This is a genomic window from Synechococcus sp. PCC 7336 (genome assembly GCF_000332275.1).
Lineage (GTDB): Bacteria > Cyanobacteriota > Cyanobacteriia > Thermostichales > PCC-7336 > PCC-7336.
Window position 1 is genome coordinate 2,087,171 of sequence record NZ_CM001776.1, and the last position, 16,584, is coordinate 2,103,754.

The window sequence follows — 16,584 nt, forward strand, 5'->3', positions numbered from 1 at the left end:
GAGCCCATCTGTGCCCCTCGACTGGCAGCGTGCCCGCCGCGAAACCCCCGGTTGCGATCGCGTTTTACATTTCAATAATGCGGGTGCCGCCCTGATGCCCGCCCCCGTTCTCGATGCCACCATCGCACACCTGCAACTGGAAGCTGAAATGGGGGGCTACGAGGCGGCTGCCCTTGCCTGCGAACGGGTGGAGAGGGTTTACACCGCCACTGCCGAGCTGCTCGGCTGCGAACCTGGCGAACTTGCGATCGTCGAAAATGCCACCCGCGCTTGGGATATGGCGTTTTACTCCCTCAACTTTCAAGCGGGCGATCGCATTCTCACGGCGGCCTCGGAATATGCCAGCAACTACATTGCTTTTTTGCAGGTGGCCAAACGCACGGGGGCGACGATCGAGGTCATTCCCAACGACGAAACCGGTCAACTGTCGGTCTCTGCCCTCGAAAGGGCGATCGGCGATCGCGTTAAACTCATCGCCATCACCCACGTTCCCAGCAATGGCGGCTTAGTCAATCCTGCTGCCGCAGTCGGTCGAGTCGCCCGCGCGGCAGGCATTCCCTATCTGCTCGATGCTTGCCAATCCATCGGCCAAATGCCCGTCAACGTGCGGGAAATCGGCTGCGACTTCCTCTCTGCCACAGGGCGAAAATACCTGCGCGGACCTCGCGGCACGGGATTTCTGTACGTGCGCCAAGCGCTGATCGAACAGCTAGAGCCCCCTTTCTTAGATATGCACGCGGCTGAATGGGTGGAGCGCGATCGCTATAGAATTCGCCCCGACGCCCGCCGCTTTGAGACGTGGGAAGCCAACTACGCAGCCAAGATTGGCTTGGGGGTGGCGATTGGCTATACCCTCAGTTGGGGATTAGAGGCAATTCGCGATCGCATCCGCCAGTTGGCCGATCGCCTGCGGCTACAGCTTGCTGCTATTCCCAGCGTGGCTGTGCGAGATTTGGGCCGCATTCAATCCGGCATTGTCGCGTTTAATAGCGATCGCCTCTCCGCCAGCCAGATCGCAACCGCCTTGAATGCGCGAGACATCAATGTCTCGATCTCCAGTCTGTCTTCCACACGGTTGGATATGGAAAGCCGCCAGCAAATAGAGTTCGTGCGGGCGTCAGTGCATTACTACAACACAGTTGAGGAAGTGGACCGCTTTTGCGACAGCCTGCAACAGGTTTTGGCAGGAGGTTAGGAGGATTCTCCAGGCGACAGCAATTCCAGCAAGGTACAAAAATCGCTCAAAAGACCGGCCCGATTGGCCGCCGTCAGGATGGGGACGTGGACGAAAAGAGCTCGGGTGGATACGGCTTGCCGATCGAGCTGGCGGAGAAGTTGGTAGTAGGTGGCGTTGCACACGAAGCTGCCTGCGTCGTGACTGATCTGGGTGTTAGGGAGGTGGGGGATGAGGGCATCGAGATCGATCGCGGTTTCCAGACAGATATCGGCTTGTTTGGCGTAGCGTTCGAGGCTGAGGGTTTTGCGTCGTTCTGCCATGCCGCAGAGGAGGACGGTGTGGGGTTGGTGTTGGGCAATGGCACTGGCGATCGCCTGCACGGCTCGTGCTGTCTGGACGGGCAGTTGGCGCAGAGTCTTGGGGGGAAAGGCGATCGGGCTGGTTTCGACAAGGGCGAGCAGATCGTCAGAGGTGTTGCTGGCTTGCTGGGGTTTCCAGGTGGTGAAGGAGGTGGCGAGGAGATGGGGGTAAGAACGGCGATCGCGAGTCATCGGTTGTAGGTTGTGGATTGATTGATGCTGGAAAGAGAAGTCATGGCACCTCCGCACTCGATGGCTTAATAAGGCCACCACTGCATGGGCACGAACTCTGGATATCCATTCGTACAGTTATCCAACTGCTGCGTCGATGCTAATTGTCGAGCAGTAAACCGGTCGTTGAGAGATCCCGGAGGCAAAACGAAATCGCCAAACAGGACCCAGGCACCCGCCAAAATGACCTGCAGGTGAGTCTTGCGAGCTGATTCTCCGCGAGAGCTACCGGGACCGCCAATCAAAACGGGGGAAATGGCGATGCCGCGACTGCCAAAGACAATCTGGCCCAACTTTCGCGCCCGGGGCCAATTACCTGCATCCGTCACAACCCAAACCTTGCGAGGGGTATCGCCTGCTTTGAGGAAGGGCACTAGAGTTGTGAAGTTCGTTAAGGTGACGCGGGCTCGGAAGTCCACAAGAACGCGATCGAAGTCAACTCCCCGCTGCTGCTCAAAAATCAATCTCAGACAGCCTAAAGGACTGCCGCTACTGACAATAATGGGCACATCTGGGACTTCTCGGGCGAGTTGGGCCGCAGCAATCTCCCGCAGGACACCTCCCCCCAGCACCACGATCGCATCGGGCTGCAGGTCTAGGGCTTGTCGGTAGCGCCACCACATGCGGCCGCCCCATGCAGTGACGAGCAGTAGAACGGCGATCGCCCCAATTGAGATGCGGCGTTTGGTGAACCATTGCCGCCAGAGGAGGCGTCGGGCGAACCAGTACTGCACGAGAGGGGGATTCAGTTTCGATCTTCTGTTAGAGCGCTTGTGTCTGTTCGAACCCTGTTTCGACAGCTTGCGTCTAGGCACGGTGACAAGTTCCGATCGCTACTTTGAAACTATAGCAATGCTCTTCGCTCGAGGCGATCGCGCCAATTGCGCTTCAAGCTTGGATACCGCCCATATGTTGAATGTAAGAATGATAGAGATCGTTCTCGCGGGCCAATCTCAGTTGGTAGAATTCGTGATGAATTTGACTAGCTAAGATCGCTAGCAAATCGGCGATATCCGAGTTTCCTTGCGAAGCTTCCTCCTCCGCCTGCTCGAATATAGGCTTTACCCGCAGCTTCGTATCGCGGTTGTAGCAAGCTCTAATCTTTTCCAAAGATTTTTCAAATAAAGAGCCGTTCGGATAATCGTCAAAGCCCATGTTCTTAACCCGTTAATATGCCCTTTCGGAGAATAGAGGGAACTCAGTATATATTTACGAGAAATCGCCTAGCCTAACCTATTAATTGGCTGAGCAGGGTAGATTCACGCCAAAACTGAGATCCAGAAGATCTACAATATACGTAATTATACTACCCACAAACTTTAGTGCAAATACGTACAGCTTGCATAAATTTTGGAAGATACACCAGGAAAATGTGTAGGATTTAACCTTGTGGAAATTACAAGCAGACATCTTGAAGAAGACTCTAACATCATTTCAATCCAACTCAATCAAGTTCGAGAAAAAAATTATCTCCCTGCCAATATCGGCAATTCCTAGCCTCTCGCGCCCGCCCAAACTCTACGAACAAAGCTCTACAACCACCCCAGCGCCAATCGGGCAATAGATACTCCATTACGCCGAAGCTTACCTTGCCGTATCAAACAGCCATCATTTGATTGGGCTGACCTGCGTACTTGTGCGGAATGTGGGGAATACTGATCTCAGTATAGTTGTGTAGGACACATGTCTCTTGCGGAAGTCATTCAGCAAATTCTGGCCAGGGGTACCATCACCTCTGAAAATGAAGAGCTACTCATGTTGTTTGTGAAGCGCGTTCGGTTAAACGATGCCGAGCTGGAAGCATTTGACCGATTGCTCGGCGCAATCTGGAATCGAAGCGTTGAAGTTGTCACAGAAACGGGCAAGCCAACGGCTCGAACCACCCTCTTTGCCCTAGACAGTGCATCTGTCACTGCAGGATCGCAACTCTTGCCAGAAGAGCAAGTGCTCGTCGGTCGTGCCGATCCGACTTTGCCAATGTGGAGTGATTCTCTCCACTTAAAGGAAGTTGCCCATTAGACTTGCTAGCACTGGGAGTCCCTAGGAACTGGGTTGACCGGCCCGGGCAGAAGGACTGGCTTGAAGAACGACACCCCAGCAGCAGCAATGGTGACGAGCAAAATTGCCGCGATCGCCCGTCCATCTAACTGCTCTCCTAAAAGGAGTAGCCCCAAGCAAGCTGCCACCATTGGTTCGAGACTCATCAAGACGCCAAAGACAGTCACTGGCATCGTGCGCAGGGCTTCTAGTTCGAGCGAATAGGTAATGACAGACGAGAGCATCGCCACGCCAAAACCAATGGCTAAATGATTGGGGGCTAATAGTGCCATTCCCCCCGAGGCAATGCCAATTGGGGCGATCGCGAGGGCTGCGACTGACATCGCCACGGCTAAACCCCCGCCGCCAGAATCCACCTGCCCCGTCCGAGCCGACAGCACGATATACACGGCCCACAGCACCCCGGCCATCAACGCAAACACAATGCCTGACGGATTTAAACTCGACTGACCGATGGGGGCGAGTAACACAATCCCCGCTGCCGCCAACCCCACCCACACCAGATCCATCCACTGGCGGGACTTTGCCGCCGATAGCCCCAACGGACCAATAAATTCCAACGCAACGGCGATGCCGAGGGGAATGCGGGCGATCGCCACGTAAAAGCATAGATTCATGCAGGCCAATGACAGGCCAAATAGAATCAGGGTTCGATAGCTCGAACGCGAATAGGCATACAAGGGCGGTCGCCACAGAGCTAAGAGTACTAAAGCAGCAAAGCCCACCCGCAAAAACACGGCGCCACTGGCGCCGAGGGCGTCGAAGAGGGATTTCGATAGGGCCGAGCCCAGCTGTACGGAGACGATTGCCAACAGCACGAATGCTGTTGGCTTTACCGAGCGATCGGGTAAAACTTGCGGAGCTGCCATCATTTTTCTCTCAAGACGATCGCCGCTCCATTATCGGTCGGTTAGGACAGTCAAGCTCGGCAGCACATCCTCTCGAAATGGCACTGCTTCTCGATTCACCCGCTCTAGCTCTTGCAACATCATGGGGTTGGTCTCGTTGAGGTAGGGAAGCAGTACTTGACTGAGTCGGGGCCGGAAGATGCGGTGGTAGCTGTAGTTGGGGGTAGCGGGAAAGCCGCGTCGAATTTTGTGCTGGCCGCCCGCGCCGGGGTCGAAATTGCGAATCTGGCGATCGATCGCCCAGTCAATCGGGGCGTAATAGCACAAATTAAAGTGCAAGAACTTGATGTCGTCTTCGGCTCCCCAATAGCGACCGAATAGGCGATCGCCTTTGTAAATACAGAAGGACATGCCCACAACACCCCTGTCGGTTTCTCCCGCAACGAGGAGGACGCGATCGCGGCAGTGTTTTTCGACCAGTTGAAAAAAGCGGCGATTGAGATATTTACTGGAATTCCAAAACTGCAGGCAAGTGTTGCTGTAATAGCGATACATGCGATCGAATAGGTAACTGGAAAGGCGATCGTCCCAATAAAATTTCACCTCAATGCCCGCTTTATCGAGGGCCTTGCGCTCTCGCTTGATGTTGCGGCGCTGATTGGCGTTGAACTGTTCGAGAAACGCTTCGTAGTCTGCGTACCCCGGATTGTGCCACTGATAGTTGTGGGTGATGCGGGGGGTAAACCCATTGCGTTCTAAGGTCTCCTGCCAGTCGGGGTCCACATATAAAAAACTACAGATGGAAATCTCTCGGGCGGCACAAAAGCGATCGATTTCTTCTAGCATGGCTGGCAGCACATCCCTCTGTTCGAGGTCGGGATGGATCAAAAATCGATAGCCCGTGCAGGGGGTAAACGGAGCCATGCCCACTAGCTTGGGATAATATTCCTCCCCCAACCGAAAGGCCAACTCCGCCCATTGCTGGTCGAAGACAAACTCGCCATAACTGTGGGATTTGAGATACATCGGAGCGATCGCCACCAATTCCCCATGCCGTTCCACGAGTAAATGACAGGGCAACCAACCCTCTTTGGCACCTGCCGAGCCCGAGGCTTCCAAGCAGTACAGCCATTCCCATTCCAGAAAGGGAGAGGTGCGATCGCAGACCAGTGCTTGCCACGCCGCAGCAGGAATTTGGGTGATGTCGTGACACCAACGAAGTTTCATGACTGGCCTAGACGGGTTTGCAGGTGCCGGAGCGAATTAAACCGACGCGACGGGCGATCGCCTCTCCCTCTGTGTCAAAGGGTCCCCAATGGCGGGCATTTTCTGCGGGGGTGGGGGTAAGGGTGCAGTGGCCGTCGGGCTGTTGGACGATATACCAGCCATGCGAGCGAGCGGGGCTAGACTGCGAGTCAGTCATAGAGTCGAGTGCTAACGTTTCGTACTATCCTAAACGGCTTTGCTTGCCCCTTGCATAGGGTTCCAGTTGGTTTGAGTGATGCTTTCTGCAGCTCTACTGCTTTGCCACTCGAGCCAAATTAGCCCGAACTCTGGCGCAGATGGAGAGTTCGGGCAGGTTTTTCTAAAGATAAATAGCGGGGCATGGATTTGAACCATGGACCTTCGGGTTATGAGCCCGACGAGCTACCAGACTGCTCTACCCCGCGACGCGAATCTCACTATAACCTTCTGCCTGAAGCAATGCAAGCAGAAGTTGGAGCAATGCGAACAAAAGGCGATCGCCTTTTCAGAAGGAGATGAATTTATCCTAAGAAACCAGAACATCCCGAGAAACAGATGGGATATAAACAACTTACCTCGAACTCAGTTGCTGCTTATGTTGTAGGCGGTTCGAGGGAAAGTATAGTAGGACGATTTCATGATGTCTGAGTCTGATTTTTTACAAGCAGATTATTCTATTCCTGCCGCAGTTCCAGAAGATTTGACACCTGGTTTTCTGGTGGCCTTTGAAGACGAAGCGGCTGCACTGTCTCAGTTTGCCGATGGTGCAGGAATCCAACAGGTCGCCCATTCGAGGGATTACGAACGCGAGACCCTCGAATTGTCCGATAGAGAAGATCGCGATGTCATTGTGTTTGACGAGTTAGGCGTAGCTTTGGTAACGGTCGATCCCGAGCGCGCCCAGCGAGGGATGGGGATAGCCAGTGCTAGCAGCGGCATGACGAATGCCGAACCCGAGCCAATCTTTTACGCATTGAGTGATTTTGGCTTGCCTCCTGAAGCGACTGCTTATTTGCGGGGGTATAACGATGCCGTCAACCATTTGCAAGCGCAGTTGACCGGGCTATTCCCGAGCCAACCCGGCGTGGAAAGTGCGGCGGTCTTTAGCGATTCCAGTGCGTCTACTTGGGGATTGATGGCCACTGAGGTGATGTCATCCAAGTTAAGTGGCGATGGGGTGAAAGTGGCAGTGCTCGATACTGGTATGGACTTGAACCATCCCGATTTTGCCGGTCGTTCGATTGTGAGTCAGTCCTTTATTCCCGGACAAGCCGTTGACGATCGTAACGGTCACGGCACCCATTGCATCGGTACTGCCTGTGGCCCCCGCAATCCCGGTATTGGTCCTCGCTATGGCGTGGCCTACGAAGCGGAGATTTTTGCAGGTAAAGTGTTGTCCAATCAAGGGTCCAGTTTGGGGCGATCGACGATTGCTGGTATTGAATGGGCTCTGCGTCGGGGCTGCGATATTATCTCGATGTCATTAGGTGGACGAGTGAGTCCAGGTGAAGGATTTTCTCCAGCATTTGAGCGAGTGGGTCGACAAGCCATGCGGAACAATTGTTTGATTGTTGCGGCTGCAGGAAATGAGAGCGATCGCCGCAGAGGCCAGATTGAGCCGGTAGGCAGTCCGGCGAATTGCCCGTCATTTATGGCCGTAGCCGCAGTGGACTCCCAAATGAGAGTGGCCAATTTCTCGAATGGCGGTATCAATCGCGATGGGCGGGTGGATATTGCAGGGCCGGGAGTCGCTATTTACTCAAGTGCGCCCGATAGTCCTGCCGCACCGCTACAGCCACCGTTTTTCCGTCGGTGGTCCAATCGCTATGACACGATTGGCGGCACGAGCATGGCGACTCCTCATGTCAGCGGGATTGCCGCCCTCTATCGACAAGCCAATCCTTCTCTTTCAGCCAGTCAACTGTGGCGGCTGATAACCTCGACTGCTTCACCTCTTCCTATCCCGAGCAGGGATGTTGGGGCTGGGCTGGTGCAAGCTCCGACCGGTTGCTAAGCGATGGCAGATTTGGGGTCTCATTTGTGATTGGATAGCATGATAGTGGAGCTTAGTCTTAAATCTGGGCTTCACTTCTGACTATTTGACATCAGCCTTGTGATGTAGGGATCGAGTCATGGATAGCAGCGTCAATATTTTGGTTTCTGTGCGGGAAGATTGCAGCGAGTCTGAGGTTGAAGAGATTGCAAGGCAATTGTGCTCTTCGGGGATGTCTGTGGTGGAGGTTATGCCCCTAGTAGGAGTTGTGTCGGGACGTGCGGAGCGCTCGGCGATGAAACGCTTAGCTGGAATTCCGGGTGTAGTGGGGGTGGAAGAGGACCAAGTTTTTACGGCTTATTAATGCGTTTGGGATTGGGAGGAGTTGGGTAGATGACCGTCTGCTCGGAACAATGCAAGCAGAAGGCGATCGCCTCAGTACCTCCAAATCTGGATAGTAATCAGCGATACTGATTTCCTTGTTTTGTAGAGCTCGACAAACTAGGAGCAAGGACGTTGTGTAAAGAATTTTAGCAAGCAAGCTTGCTTATCTTGCAGGTAGAGCCAAAGTTTGAATTTGGCATTGCTGAGAGCCAAAGCATCTATGACTCCAACTCCCCGACTCGATTGCGCTCGATCGCCCGCACCTCTGCGCGATCCCCTACCTTTGCTTGTCTCTCTTGCTAGCTGTATCTTGCTCGTCAGCTTCTTACAGTCGAAATAGAACAATATTGAGAGCAAAAATATGTTGTTTGCCAAGGTGGCAGCCATTGCCTTTGCCGTGGTGGGAATCGGTATGGCAGCAAGCGCGGTTTCCAGCAACCTTCCCTACCGTTACTCCAATTCCCCGCTCCTGTTGCGGATGAACGCCCCTAACTTCTGCGCCGAGCCTACCTCGAGTTGTCTCTCCTGCTAACGGTATCCAGCTCTTCAGTTTTTTACAGTCTAAACAGAAGAGCTGAGAGACAAAACCATGCTGTTTGCCAAAATGATTGCGATTGCATTAGTCATTGCCGGAGTGGGCACCGCCGCCCAAGGGCTGCAAACTGGCGCAGAGGGTGAAAACGCCTACACCCAAAGCCGAGCCATGATTCCCACCGCGATCGCCTATTCCGCCCGCCAAAACTATCGCTAAGCTCCGTCACTCCGACTGGAGGGAGAACCTACAGCAGGCTCTGGCGGACGCTGCACCAATTGAGACGAAATCAGCGCCACGCTCAACCACCACAACATCTGTACCTGCGGGCGATACCAAATCGTGTCCACCAAGCCATGAACCACCAGTCCGGCACAAGCCGATAGCCCTGCTGCAACCCACAATGACGCAGGCTGGCGGTCCGCCAAAAGTTGCAACCAGCGCCGCAATCCGCAGGCGGCGATCGTCAATAGAAACCACAAATACACTGCGGCACCCACCAACCCCGTTTCTACCGTCAGCTCCAGTGGCACAGAATATGCCCCCAACGCGCTAAAGTTGGCCCGCTGATAGAGTGGATAGACACGGTTAAACGCATCATTTCCCGGACCAATACCCAACACCGGAAAATCTCGAATCATTTCCACAACTGCAGTCCACACATTAATGCGATAGTTGTTGCTGCTATCCTCGCGACCCACAAACATACTCAGAACCCGAATGCGAATGGGCTCCACAAACAGGATTGCCAGCACTACGGCGATCGCCCCCACCCCCACCAATAAGGGTAGCGCCCATTTCTGCAGCCGTTGTGGCAACAACACTTGATTCCACTGCACTAAAAAGAGAGCCGCCACCGTTATCCCTGCCAACAGTCCTATCCAACCGCCGCGACTGAGGGTCATCACCAGACAGATGGCATTCATGCCGGTGGCCGCCACCGCAAACAGCTTCGAGCCCCAGCCCGACCAAGCCCAAGCCGCGATTAAACCAATCGGCACGATCGGAATGAGATAGCCTGCCAATAGGTTGGGATTGTTGAGATGGCTGTAGACTCGCGTCGCCCCCGCTAGGGGAGAATTGGGATCGGTCCAGGTGGCCAGTTCTTCAGCGCCATAGAAAAATTGGCGCAGGCCGTAAATACTCACCCACACACTTGTCAATAACAGGACGGCAATCAGCCAATTGCGATAGCGCGGATTCTGCATGGTGCGATGGAGCAGCAGAAATCCCAGCAGGTAGAGAGTGAGCTTAAGCCAACCTTCGAATGCTTGGGCTTGAACTGGGGAAAAGGCCATAGCAAAGGTGGCAACGGCCCAGTACACCCCAATAGGAAGGTGCAAGGGGGAGGGGATAGGAGGTAACAGCAGCCATTGCAACCCCACCAGCACTGCCATCCCCAGCAATAACAGACCCAGCGGACCGGTGGAGGGTTGGGCAGACAACATTAAATATAGGGCTGCCAAGGCCACACTCATGGGTTCCAGCCAGCGACCCAATAGACTGACTTGGCCCCAGAGCTGAAACCGTCCGGCCAGTTGGCCCAATTGACTGCCCTGCCACCATTGCAGAGCCGGGTATTGCCAGGGCATCCAGGGAGTCCACGCTGCCATCTCATCACCTCGCGAATCAGATTCAGCCTAGCCTGCGATCGCCTCGCTTCCCACTCGGCCAGCAGGCGATCGCGATTCTTCGAGACTGCGTTAGCAGGTAGTTTGCCATCGATCGCGAGCAATCTGCATATCGGTTGCCAGAATCAGAATATGCAGGGAATGGCAATGCGGAGAGTGGAGGGAGGTTGATAGCATGAATGCAGGATTGAAGCGATCTGACATCGTTGAATCCAAGGAGAGTCGAACAGTCCCCTGTGGCCTGACGCTCGTTTGGACAGAGATGTTAGGACCTTCCATCCCGCCGCAGAATTACTGAATTCGACGGCAAAAACTTACAGAAAGATATTCGTGATAGACTAAAATTATACGAAGTCTGTCTCTTCCCAAGCACTAACACCGCAATACAAGCCTGACTTACCCGATTGGAGTTTTTGATGTTTAACCTGCGATCGCTACTCGCAACCGTCGCTATTGCAGCCACCGCACTCGCCGGCATTGCTCTCGAAGCTAACGCCCAAAGATCGCTCTGGCTATACAACGGCGGTTCCACCACAGTTGAAGGATATTTCAATGCTGGCGAATCGATTTATGGCACTTGCGATGGCGACTGTTTCGACCTAGACCTATTTCTCTACGATGCGAATGGAAATGCGATCGGCAGCGATACGGCTACAGATGCATTTCCAATTGTGACCGCTCCTGCTGAGGGGTATTACACCGTTGAAGTGACGATGCCTGACTGCAGCCATCCTCAGGGATGTGCGGTGGAAGTAACCTCCGATTTCGGCTTCTAGATTCCATTCGGGGCTCAACTGGAGTTGGTTAAGGGCTCAGATCGATCCAGTCTGCTGTAAGTAATAGTGGAATCGCTGTTCGAGCGGCTCGCGATCGATAGTCTGCGTCCAGTACTCCACCACTGTATGGCCAAATGCCCAGGCATTGCGGTCGGCAGTGGTGGAGTTGTTGGTGAGGAGGGGCCAGAGGACGAGCAGGTCGAAGGGGCGATCGCCCGAGTTGTCCAGTAAAGCGAACAGTTCGTAAGCCATCTGCAGTTTGCCGAGCATAACGGGTAACTGTTCGACTGGAATTTTCTGGGCTAGAGCGACGGCCAGAGCAGTGGAACCCGTAGCGAGGGTGGAGACAAACTGCAGCACCGGACTTTTGAGCAGCTCGGTTAACCCCTGCGAGGTGGACATCTGGAAGGTATAGCGATCGATAATTTGGGCTGCCGCCACGATACGGGCATCTCGATCGCGCAGAAATCGGGCCATGCGCGACTGCTTGGCAGGTTCGAGGGTTTGGAGCAGAGCCAGCGAGAGGGCATCGATGCCCCAGCTCTCTCGTCCGACAGTACGATCGCCGTTAACCACAGGCAACAGCAGCGTACAAAACTCCCCCAGTAATTCAGCCCGATAGTCAATCGCTCCCTTGATATTGAGCTCTTTGGGGCGATCGCCCAACTGCCAGTCATAGGGAGGCGACCATTCCCGTAACGGACGCAAGCGATCCACTTGGGTAACAGCCACGATCGCAGGCAGATCGGGAATTTCCGCTCGAATCTCCTTCAGCAGGTCGATATCCATTTGTAGAGACGGATCGAGGGCGGGAGTCACCAACACCACTGCATCGACTTGGCGGGCAAACTCCAGTACCAACTGCCGCAGGTCATCCCGCTCCACCTGCTCGTACCCCGGACTATCCCACAACAGCAGTGTTTCTCCGCTATCGGCCTGCCATCGATAACTGCGCGTGGCTTCTGTGCTGGGCAACAGATCGACAACGGCTCGCTCTGCCTGAAAGACTGAATTCACAAGGCTGCTCTTGCCCGCCCCCGTCCGCCCCACTAGCAAGAGATTGACAGGCTTTTGGGCGATCGCCTCCACCGGTTCTGCTGCCTCCAAAATGGCTTGCAAGGTTTGGGTGTCAGTATCTTGCGACGGAGAGGGTGGGGCAATCTCCACTGGCTGAATCGCACTACTGCCGCTGTAGAGGGCGATCGCCTGTCGGTATAGATTCCTCAGGGCAGCCTCTCGCAGGACTTGGCTCAAATTGGCTGCCAGTTGCTCGTTGGCCCGGTCTGTAGAGTTTCGTCCCAACCAGCGAGCCAGCGCTGCTGCGGGGTTGAGTAACCATTGGGCGACGTTCAACACTTGCCGGAGGCGGCGAGCTGCAGGTTCTAACTGTTGGTAGAGCTCGTAGCCGCGATAGACCTGACCGACGGTGACGCGGTTGAGGACGGGGGACAATTGCTCGATCCAGCGATCCAAATCGTCCACAGTACCTCGTACCAGACCGTAAGCCTGCGTGACATAAATATTGAGCAGCGGATATTTGGCCTCTGGATGATAAATCTGCGCGATCGCCGTGACTAAATCCTGGCAGCGCTGCCAAAATGTCGTCCAATCCAGCCAAAAGGGCAAGTCCTCCCGTGCTGCCTGCAATATTGTCTGCAATTGCGCCTCTGCCTGTCGAGCAGTCTCTGCATCCCCTGCAACCCCTACCGCCACCGACGCCTCCAGTTCCTGCTCTAGTGCCGCTAATGTTTCCTCTCCCCAGTGGGTTGCCTCTTCTGCGGGCCGAGTCCACTGCACCAACAACCACCGCCAGCCCAAGAAGACAACGACAAAGACAGCCCAAATCCAGTTCAATCTCCAGGTGTGAATTTGCCACCCGGCCGCCACGCCAATCAAGGCGATCGCCGCCAGCATCGGCGCGACTAAAACGCCCCATTGCCACCACCGCAAGAGTTTATTTTCAGATTGCTTACTGGTGAGTTGCGCACGATTGGATTGCACGATGGCAGCTTCCTTTCAGCTTTTCTTTGGCGATCGCTGTCGCTTCACGACTCTGAACCCTTCTGCCTTACTTTGAGTGAGTTCCTCTTTCTTTTGTAAGGCTGGCTGGATGACTTCGTCGAGGTTCTCGATCAAATCGTCTTTATCGAAGTAGGGAAATACATCCAAAACCCAGTTGTACTTTTGCTGCAGGTCTCTGAACATGGCGAAGGGGAGTTCGCCATCCTGCAGAATGGGAGCGAACGGAATCATGTAGTCCGGCACTGTGGCCTGCAGTTCTAGGGGCGTGGATTTGGGGTTGGTGATGTCGGCAATGATGAAGGCACACATACCGGCTAAAGTTTTCACGGTTTCTGTAAAATCCCGCTCGGTTGGACGCTCGAAATCGAACACCATGGGTAAGTAGTCCTGTTGGCGCAGGTTATCTCGAATGGCGTCGAGAATTTCTTTCCGGCCTTCTCCCGTGAACCGACCCAGGATTAAAACCCCCTTTTGGCCAACGGTGGTGAGGACATTGCGAATCTTTTGGTTATTCAAAATTAAGTAAACAAACTGAGCCACCTCTAGATCGTCAACAGTAATCTCGGCTTCGTCCTTGCGATTGATAATCAAGCTTCTCTGTTCGGTGCCTTCCAGGTTTAAGTTCCAAGCAGATATCCCATAAATTCTGCAGTTGTGTAATTTCGTATTTTCGAGATGGGTTTCGACGAGGTGGGCCTTACTGAGATCGGTGCCGCTCAAGTCGGTTTTTTGCTCGCTAGTGCCACTCAGATCTGCGCCGGTTAGGTCGGCCCGGACTAACGATGTATTGCTAAAAATGGCTTGATTGAGCTGTGCCTCGCGCAGGTTGGCTTGATTGAACTGCGCGTCGCTGAGATTGGCCCCAATCAGGTTGGCTTGAAAGAGGTGAGCTCCGCCGAGATAGGCTTCACTCAGATTGGCCTGGTGGAGATTGGCCATGCTGAGGTCGGTTTCGCTGAGAATGGCTTGACTGAGATCGGCTTGGCTGAGATCGGCTCCGCTCAAAATGGCCTGATGCAGATCGGCTTCGATCGCCGAGGCTTGGCGCAAGTCGGCTCCGGCGAGGTTGGCTTGGCAGAGGTCGGCTCCATTCAGTTGGATGGCTTGGAGGTTGGCCTGAAAGAGATTGGCCGCAGATAGGTCAGCTGCATTCAGATTGGCCTCGTGTAGGTCGGCTCCAGCGAGATTGGCTTTGTGGAGGTTGGCCTCGCTCAAGTCAGCCTGGGCTAGATCGATTGTGAGGATGGTGGGGTTTTTCAGTCTCCATTGATTCCATTCCTCGACCCCTTGCTGCAACCGCTCGACAGACTCCAAATTGGCCATAAGTTTCCTCTCAGATCGCTGCGCGGAGTAATAGTCCCAATATTCAAAAAATTAGCTCGTTTATACCGACTTAATAGGCCCAGCGAGCTAATGCATAATTGCGTGTCACCGCTAAATTTAATCCCACCAGCAGCGCGATCGCGCTATACCTCAACCACGCCGGCGTGCGACTGAGGCGATCGCCTAGCCAAAACCAGGCGGGGAAGAGTACGGCTCCATAGCGGAAGACGTTGACGAGTTCCCCCTGCAGCAACATGACGCCCATTGACACGAGCAGGTAGGCGGATAGGGGGGGTGAGGCTTTCCAAATAGCGATCGCCACTCCCACAACAACAAAAAACACCGCGTGGTGCAGAATCGAGCCCAGTTCGGTATTCTGCCATTCATTGCCAAACCAAAAGGTTTTCAGAACGGACAGCAGTGATGTTGCTTGACTCCACTCCGATTGCACGCTGACCGATTTGAGGGGATTGCCGGTTTCTAGGTATTGGTAGAGGATGTAGCTCAATCCGAAAGGGGTGGCGATCGCGCACAGAGTGATAACTCGCTGAAGGCGACTGCGCAGTGTTTTTAAATGCTGTGCTGCCAGATATGCAGCGATGGTGATGACAAATACTCCTTGGTTGCGGGTCAGGGTTGAAAGTCCTGCTAAGACGGCTGAGGGGAGCCACCGACCGGTTCGAGCTAGGTAAAGGGAACTGAAGGATAGGGCTAAAAAGAGAGATTCTGTGTGGTTGGTGTGGAAGGCAAAGCTGGCGGGGGAAAAGGCGAAAAATAGCCAGCCGAGACGGGTTTTGGGGTGCCAGAGGCTTGCTTCTGTTAGGGATAGATTGGGGCGTTGGGCGATCGCTGTAATTCCTGCAATCCAAGCGATGAAGATGGCTGATGACAGGATGGACCCGGCGATTTGAGGGACATTTTGTAGGCGAGTGAGGTGAGAAAATATTCCCAAGAGGGTGGGATAGAGAGGTAGGAAAGCCCAGTTGTTGACTGAATAGCCCTCTTTCACAATTTGGACGTAATGGCCTGAATCCCAGTTCCCCAGAATGGTTAGCCAGGTGAGATCGCTCGTGGCAGTGATGTAGCTCCACAGGGCGAAGTGGATGGTGAGTAGGGCAGCTACTGAGAGCCAAATAAAGCTGGGTTGGACTGAGGCTGGGGGGCGATCGGGCATGGGTTGCGCTGGGCCATTGTATCGATCGCACTGTAGCGCTGGGGGGATGTTAGTGCTAGTAGAGGTCGGCTCGCTTGTCGATCCGGGTCACTGCATTTCTATGCTCCATATCGAGGTTAGTCGCTTTGACGCTTTGACGTTATGATGCTATGACATCAAACTCGTTATTTGAGGAGGTCTGTATGACCGAGCCGTCGAAGCGTTCTACCATTTACTTCGATCCAGAACTGCATAAGGCTTTGCGCCTTAAAGCGGCATCTACCCACCGGTCGGTATCCGATCTGGTGAATGAGGCGGTTCGCCAATCCTTGCAAGAGGATCGAGACGATCTCGCCGCCTTTGATGAGCGAGGTGCCGAGCCTACGATGACCTATGAAGAGTTGCTGAGCGACCTGAAAGCACATGGCAAACTTTAAGGTCATCTTCAAGCAGTCTGTTGCAAAGGACCTTCGCCGTATTCCCAACAAGGATATTGCTAGAATTCTGAACCGTATAGAGGGGCTTGCTGTCGAACCTCGACCTCCGGGGGTAGAAAAACTCTCTGCTCAAGAGAGGTATCGAATTCGGCAAGGTGTTTATCGGATCGTTTATGAGATTGTGGACGAGGAGGCGATCGTCGCGATCGTTAAGATTGGTCACAGGCGCGATGTATATAGAAGCAAATAACAATAGCTTCAACTCGAACTGACTTTCCCGAGAGCGCTCCAAAGCCGATCGATTAAGCTGAGCGTTAGGCAGAAGGGACGGACCGATCCGCGTTCAATTGTTGGAGACTTTGTATCGTGGTGCAATACTTTCGCGAGTCAGGATTCAGGCTGAAAAAAACTCTTG

At 54.1% G+C, this 16,584-nt stretch carries 18 protein-coding genes and 1 tRNA gene; 8 read left to right on the forward strand and 11 right to left on the reverse strand.

The window, feature by feature from the left end; genetic code table 11:
* Positions 1–10 precede the first annotated feature (10 nt).
* Complete coding sequence (locus SYN7336_RS09955; protein ID WP_017325793.1) at positions 11–1,195, forward strand: aminotransferase class V-fold PLP-dependent enzyme; 1,185 nt, start codon at positions 11–13, stop codon at positions 1,193–1,195.
* On the opposite strand, the gene SYN7336_RS09960 is transcribed toward SYN7336_RS09955, so the two are convergent.
* The 3 genes from SYN7336_RS09960 to SYN7336_RS09970 form a co-directional block, all read right to left on the reverse strand.
* Positions 1,192–1,728 carry a hypothetical protein gene (locus tag SYN7336_RS09960; RefSeq protein WP_017325794.1) on the reverse strand — a complete coding sequence of 179 codons (537 nt, stop codon included), beginning with the start codon at positions 1,726–1,728 and terminating at the stop codon, positions 1,192–1,194. The genes SYN7336_RS09955 and SYN7336_RS09960 overlap by 4 nt on opposite strands.
* Before the next feature lie 65 nt (positions 1,729–1,793).
* Positions 1,794–2,501, reverse strand: coding sequence for a YdcF family protein (locus SYN7336_RS27890; protein ID WP_017325795.1), 708 nt, complete (start codon positions 2,499–2,501; stop codon positions 1,794–1,796).
* A gap of 154 nt (positions 2,502–2,655) precedes the next feature.
* Positions 2,656–2,922, reverse strand: coding sequence for a hypothetical protein (locus SYN7336_RS09970; protein ID WP_017325796.1), 267 nt, complete (start codon positions 2,920–2,922; stop codon positions 2,656–2,658).
* A gap of 528 nt (positions 2,923–3,450) precedes the next feature.
* Between SYN7336_RS09970 and SYN7336_RS09975 the strand changes: the two genes are divergently transcribed.
* Positions 3,451–3,786, forward strand: coding sequence for a hypothetical protein (locus SYN7336_RS09975; protein WP_017325797.1), 336 nt, complete (start codon positions 3,451–3,453; stop codon positions 3,784–3,786).
* A 5-nt stretch (positions 3,787–3,791) separates the two neighbouring features.
* Here SYN7336_RS09975 and SYN7336_RS09980 read toward each other — a convergent pair whose 3' ends face one another.
* The 4 genes from SYN7336_RS09980 to SYN7336_RS09990 all read right to left on the reverse strand — a co-directional run bounded on the left by SYN7336_RS09980 (position 3,792) and on the right by SYN7336_RS09990 (position 6,343).
* Positions 3,792–4,694: a DMT family transporter gene (locus tag SYN7336_RS09980; RefSeq protein ID WP_156820105.1), complete on the reverse strand. Its 903-nt coding sequence runs from the start codon at positions 4,692–4,694 to the stop codon at positions 3,792–3,794.
* Positions 4,695–4,724: 30 nt separating this feature from the next.
* Positions 4,725–5,900 (reverse strand): GNAT family N-acetyltransferase, encoded by a 1,176-nt coding sequence (locus SYN7336_RS09985; RefSeq protein WP_017325799.1) that lies wholly within the window; start codon positions 5,898–5,900, stop codon positions 4,725–4,727.
* A 7-nt stretch (positions 5,901–5,907) separates the two neighbouring features.
* Entirely contained in the window at positions 5,908–6,096 is a 189-nt protein-coding gene (locus SYN7336_RS25280) for a hypothetical protein (RefSeq protein WP_038025878.1), read from the reverse strand.
* Positions 6,097–6,269: 173 nt separating this feature from the next.
* Positions 6,270–6,343 (reverse strand) — tRNA-Met (locus tag SYN7336_RS09990).
* A gap of 215 nt (positions 6,344–6,558) precedes the next feature.
* On the opposite strand from SYN7336_RS09990, the gene SYN7336_RS09995 reads away from it, so the two are divergent.
* The 3 genes from SYN7336_RS09995 to SYN7336_RS30775 all read left to right on the forward strand — a co-directional run bounded on the left by SYN7336_RS09995 (position 6,559) and on the right by SYN7336_RS30775 (position 9,046).
* On the forward strand, positions 6,559–7,932 hold the full coding sequence (locus tag SYN7336_RS09995) for a S8 family serine peptidase (RefSeq protein WP_017325800.1): 1,374 nt from the start codon (positions 6,559–6,561) through the stop codon (positions 7,930–7,932).
* 118 nt (positions 7,933–8,050) lie between these two features.
* A complete protein-coding gene (locus tag SYN7336_RS10000; RefSeq protein WP_017325801.1) occupies positions 8,051–8,275 on the forward strand; it encodes a hypothetical protein in 225 nt (74 codons plus the stop codon).
* Between the two features lie 609 nt (positions 8,276–8,884).
* Positions 8,885–9,046: a hypothetical protein gene (locus SYN7336_RS30775; protein WP_017325803.1), complete on the forward strand. Its 162-nt coding sequence runs from the start codon at positions 8,885–8,887 to the stop codon at positions 9,044–9,046.
* Here SYN7336_RS30775 and SYN7336_RS10015 read toward each other — a convergent pair.
* Complete coding sequence (locus tag SYN7336_RS10015) at positions 9,043–10,440, reverse strand: IctB family putative bicarbonate transporter (RefSeq protein WP_017325804.1); 1,398 nt, start codon at positions 10,438–10,440, stop codon at positions 9,043–9,045. The genes SYN7336_RS30775 and SYN7336_RS10015 overlap by 4 nt on opposite strands.
* Positions 10,441–10,874: 434 nt before the next feature.
* Here SYN7336_RS10015 and SYN7336_RS10025 point away from each other — a divergent pair, with 434 nt between their 5' ends.
* Entirely contained in the window at positions 10,875–11,234 is a 360-nt protein-coding gene (locus tag SYN7336_RS10025; RefSeq protein WP_026100865.1) for a hypothetical protein, read from the forward strand.
* A 36-nt stretch (positions 11,235–11,270) separates the two neighbouring features.
* On the opposite strand, the gene SYN7336_RS10030 is transcribed toward SYN7336_RS10025, so the two are convergent.
* From SYN7336_RS10030 to SYN7336_RS10040, 3 genes are all read right to left on the reverse strand, one after another.
* Positions 11,271–13,235, reverse strand: coding sequence for a GTPase family protein (locus tag SYN7336_RS10030; protein ID WP_017325807.1), 1,965 nt, complete (start codon positions 13,233–13,235; stop codon positions 11,271–11,273).
* Between the two features lie 15 nt (positions 13,236–13,250).
* Entirely contained in the window at positions 13,251–14,579 is a 1,329-nt protein-coding gene (locus SYN7336_RS27895) for a pentapeptide repeat-containing protein (RefSeq protein WP_017325808.1), read from the reverse strand.
* A 70-nt stretch (positions 14,580–14,649) separates the two neighbouring features.
* The gene (locus SYN7336_RS10040) at positions 14,650–15,753 is read right to left on the reverse strand and encodes a mannosyltransferase family protein (RefSeq protein WP_017325809.1); all 1,104 of its coding nucleotides are present in this window, start codon (positions 15,751–15,753) and stop codon (positions 14,650–14,652) included.
* Between the two features lie 182 nt (positions 15,754–15,935).
* Here SYN7336_RS10040 and SYN7336_RS10045 point away from each other — a divergent pair, with 182 nt between their 5' ends.
* Both SYN7336_RS10045 and SYN7336_RS10050 read left to right on the forward strand, forming a co-directional pair.
* Positions 15,936–16,169, forward strand: a complete 234-nt coding sequence (locus SYN7336_RS10045; RefSeq protein ID WP_017325810.1) for a glucose-6-phosphate isomerase — start codon at positions 15,936–15,938, stop codon at positions 16,167–16,169.
* Entirely contained in the window at positions 16,156–16,419 is a 264-nt protein-coding gene (locus SYN7336_RS10050; protein ID WP_017325811.1) for a type II toxin-antitoxin system RelE/ParE family toxin, read from the forward strand. The genes SYN7336_RS10045 and SYN7336_RS10050 overlap by 14 nt, the downstream gene beginning before the upstream one ends.
* Positions 16,420–16,584 lie beyond the last annotated feature (165 nt).

What these genes read in the sequence shown, in the direction of transcription:
- SYN7336_RS09960 (WP_017325794.1), bottom strand. Translation starts at nt 1,728, where the DNA reads ATGACTCGCGATCGCCGTTCTTACCCCCATCTCCTCGCCACCTCCTTC.
- SYN7336_RS09970 (WP_017325796.1), bottom strand. Translation starts at nt 2,922, where the DNA reads ATGGGCTTTGACGATTATCCGAACGGCTCTTTATTTGAAAAATCTTTG.
- SYN7336_RS09975 (WP_017325797.1), top strand. Translation starts at nt 3,451, where the DNA reads ATGTCTCTTGCGGAAGTCATTCAGCAAATTCTGGCCAGGGGTACCATC.
- SYN7336_RS09980 (WP_156820105.1), bottom strand. Translation starts at nt 4,694, where the DNA reads ATGGCAGCTCCGCAAGTTTTACCCGATCGCTCGGTAAAGCCAACAGCA.
- SYN7336_RS09985 (WP_017325799.1), bottom strand. Translation starts at nt 5,900, where the DNA reads ATGAAACTTCGTTGGTGTCACGACATCACCCAAATTCCTGCTGCGGCG.
- SYN7336_RS25280 (WP_038025878.1), bottom strand. Translation starts at nt 6,096, where the DNA reads ATGACTGACTCGCAGTCTAGCCCCGCTCGCTCGCATGGCTGGTATATC.
- SYN7336_RS09995 (WP_017325800.1), top strand. Translation starts at nt 6,559, where the DNA reads ATGTCTGAGTCTGATTTTTTACAAGCAGATTATTCTATTCCTGCCGCA.
- SYN7336_RS10000 (WP_017325801.1), top strand. Translation starts at nt 8,051, where the DNA reads ATGGATAGCAGCGTCAATATTTTGGTTTCTGTGCGGGAAGATTGCAGC.
- SYN7336_RS30775 (WP_017325803.1), top strand. Translation starts at nt 8,885, where the DNA reads ATGCTGTTTGCCAAAATGATTGCGATTGCATTAGTCATTGCCGGAGTG.
- SYN7336_RS10015 (WP_017325804.1), bottom strand. Translation starts at nt 10,440, where the DNA reads ATGGCAGCGTGGACTCCCTGGATGCCCTGGCAATACCCGGCTCTGCAA.
- SYN7336_RS10025 (WP_026100865.1), top strand. Translation starts at nt 10,875, where the DNA reads ATGTTTAACCTGCGATCGCTACTCGCAACCGTCGCTATTGCAGCCACC.
- SYN7336_RS27895 (WP_017325808.1), bottom strand. Translation starts at nt 14,579, where the DNA reads ATGGCCAATTTGGAGTCTGTCGAGCGGTTGCAGCAAGGGGTCGAGGAA.
- SYN7336_RS10040 (WP_017325809.1), bottom strand. Translation starts at nt 15,753, where the DNA reads ATGCCCGATCGCCCCCCAGCCTCAGTCCAACCCAGCTTTATTTGGCTC.
- SYN7336_RS10045 (WP_017325810.1), top strand. Translation starts at nt 15,936, where the DNA reads ATGACCGAGCCGTCGAAGCGTTCTACCATTTACTTCGATCCAGAACTG.
- SYN7336_RS10050 (WP_017325811.1), top strand. Translation starts at nt 16,156, where the DNA reads ATGGCAAACTTTAAGGTCATCTTCAAGCAGTCTGTTGCAAAGGACCTT.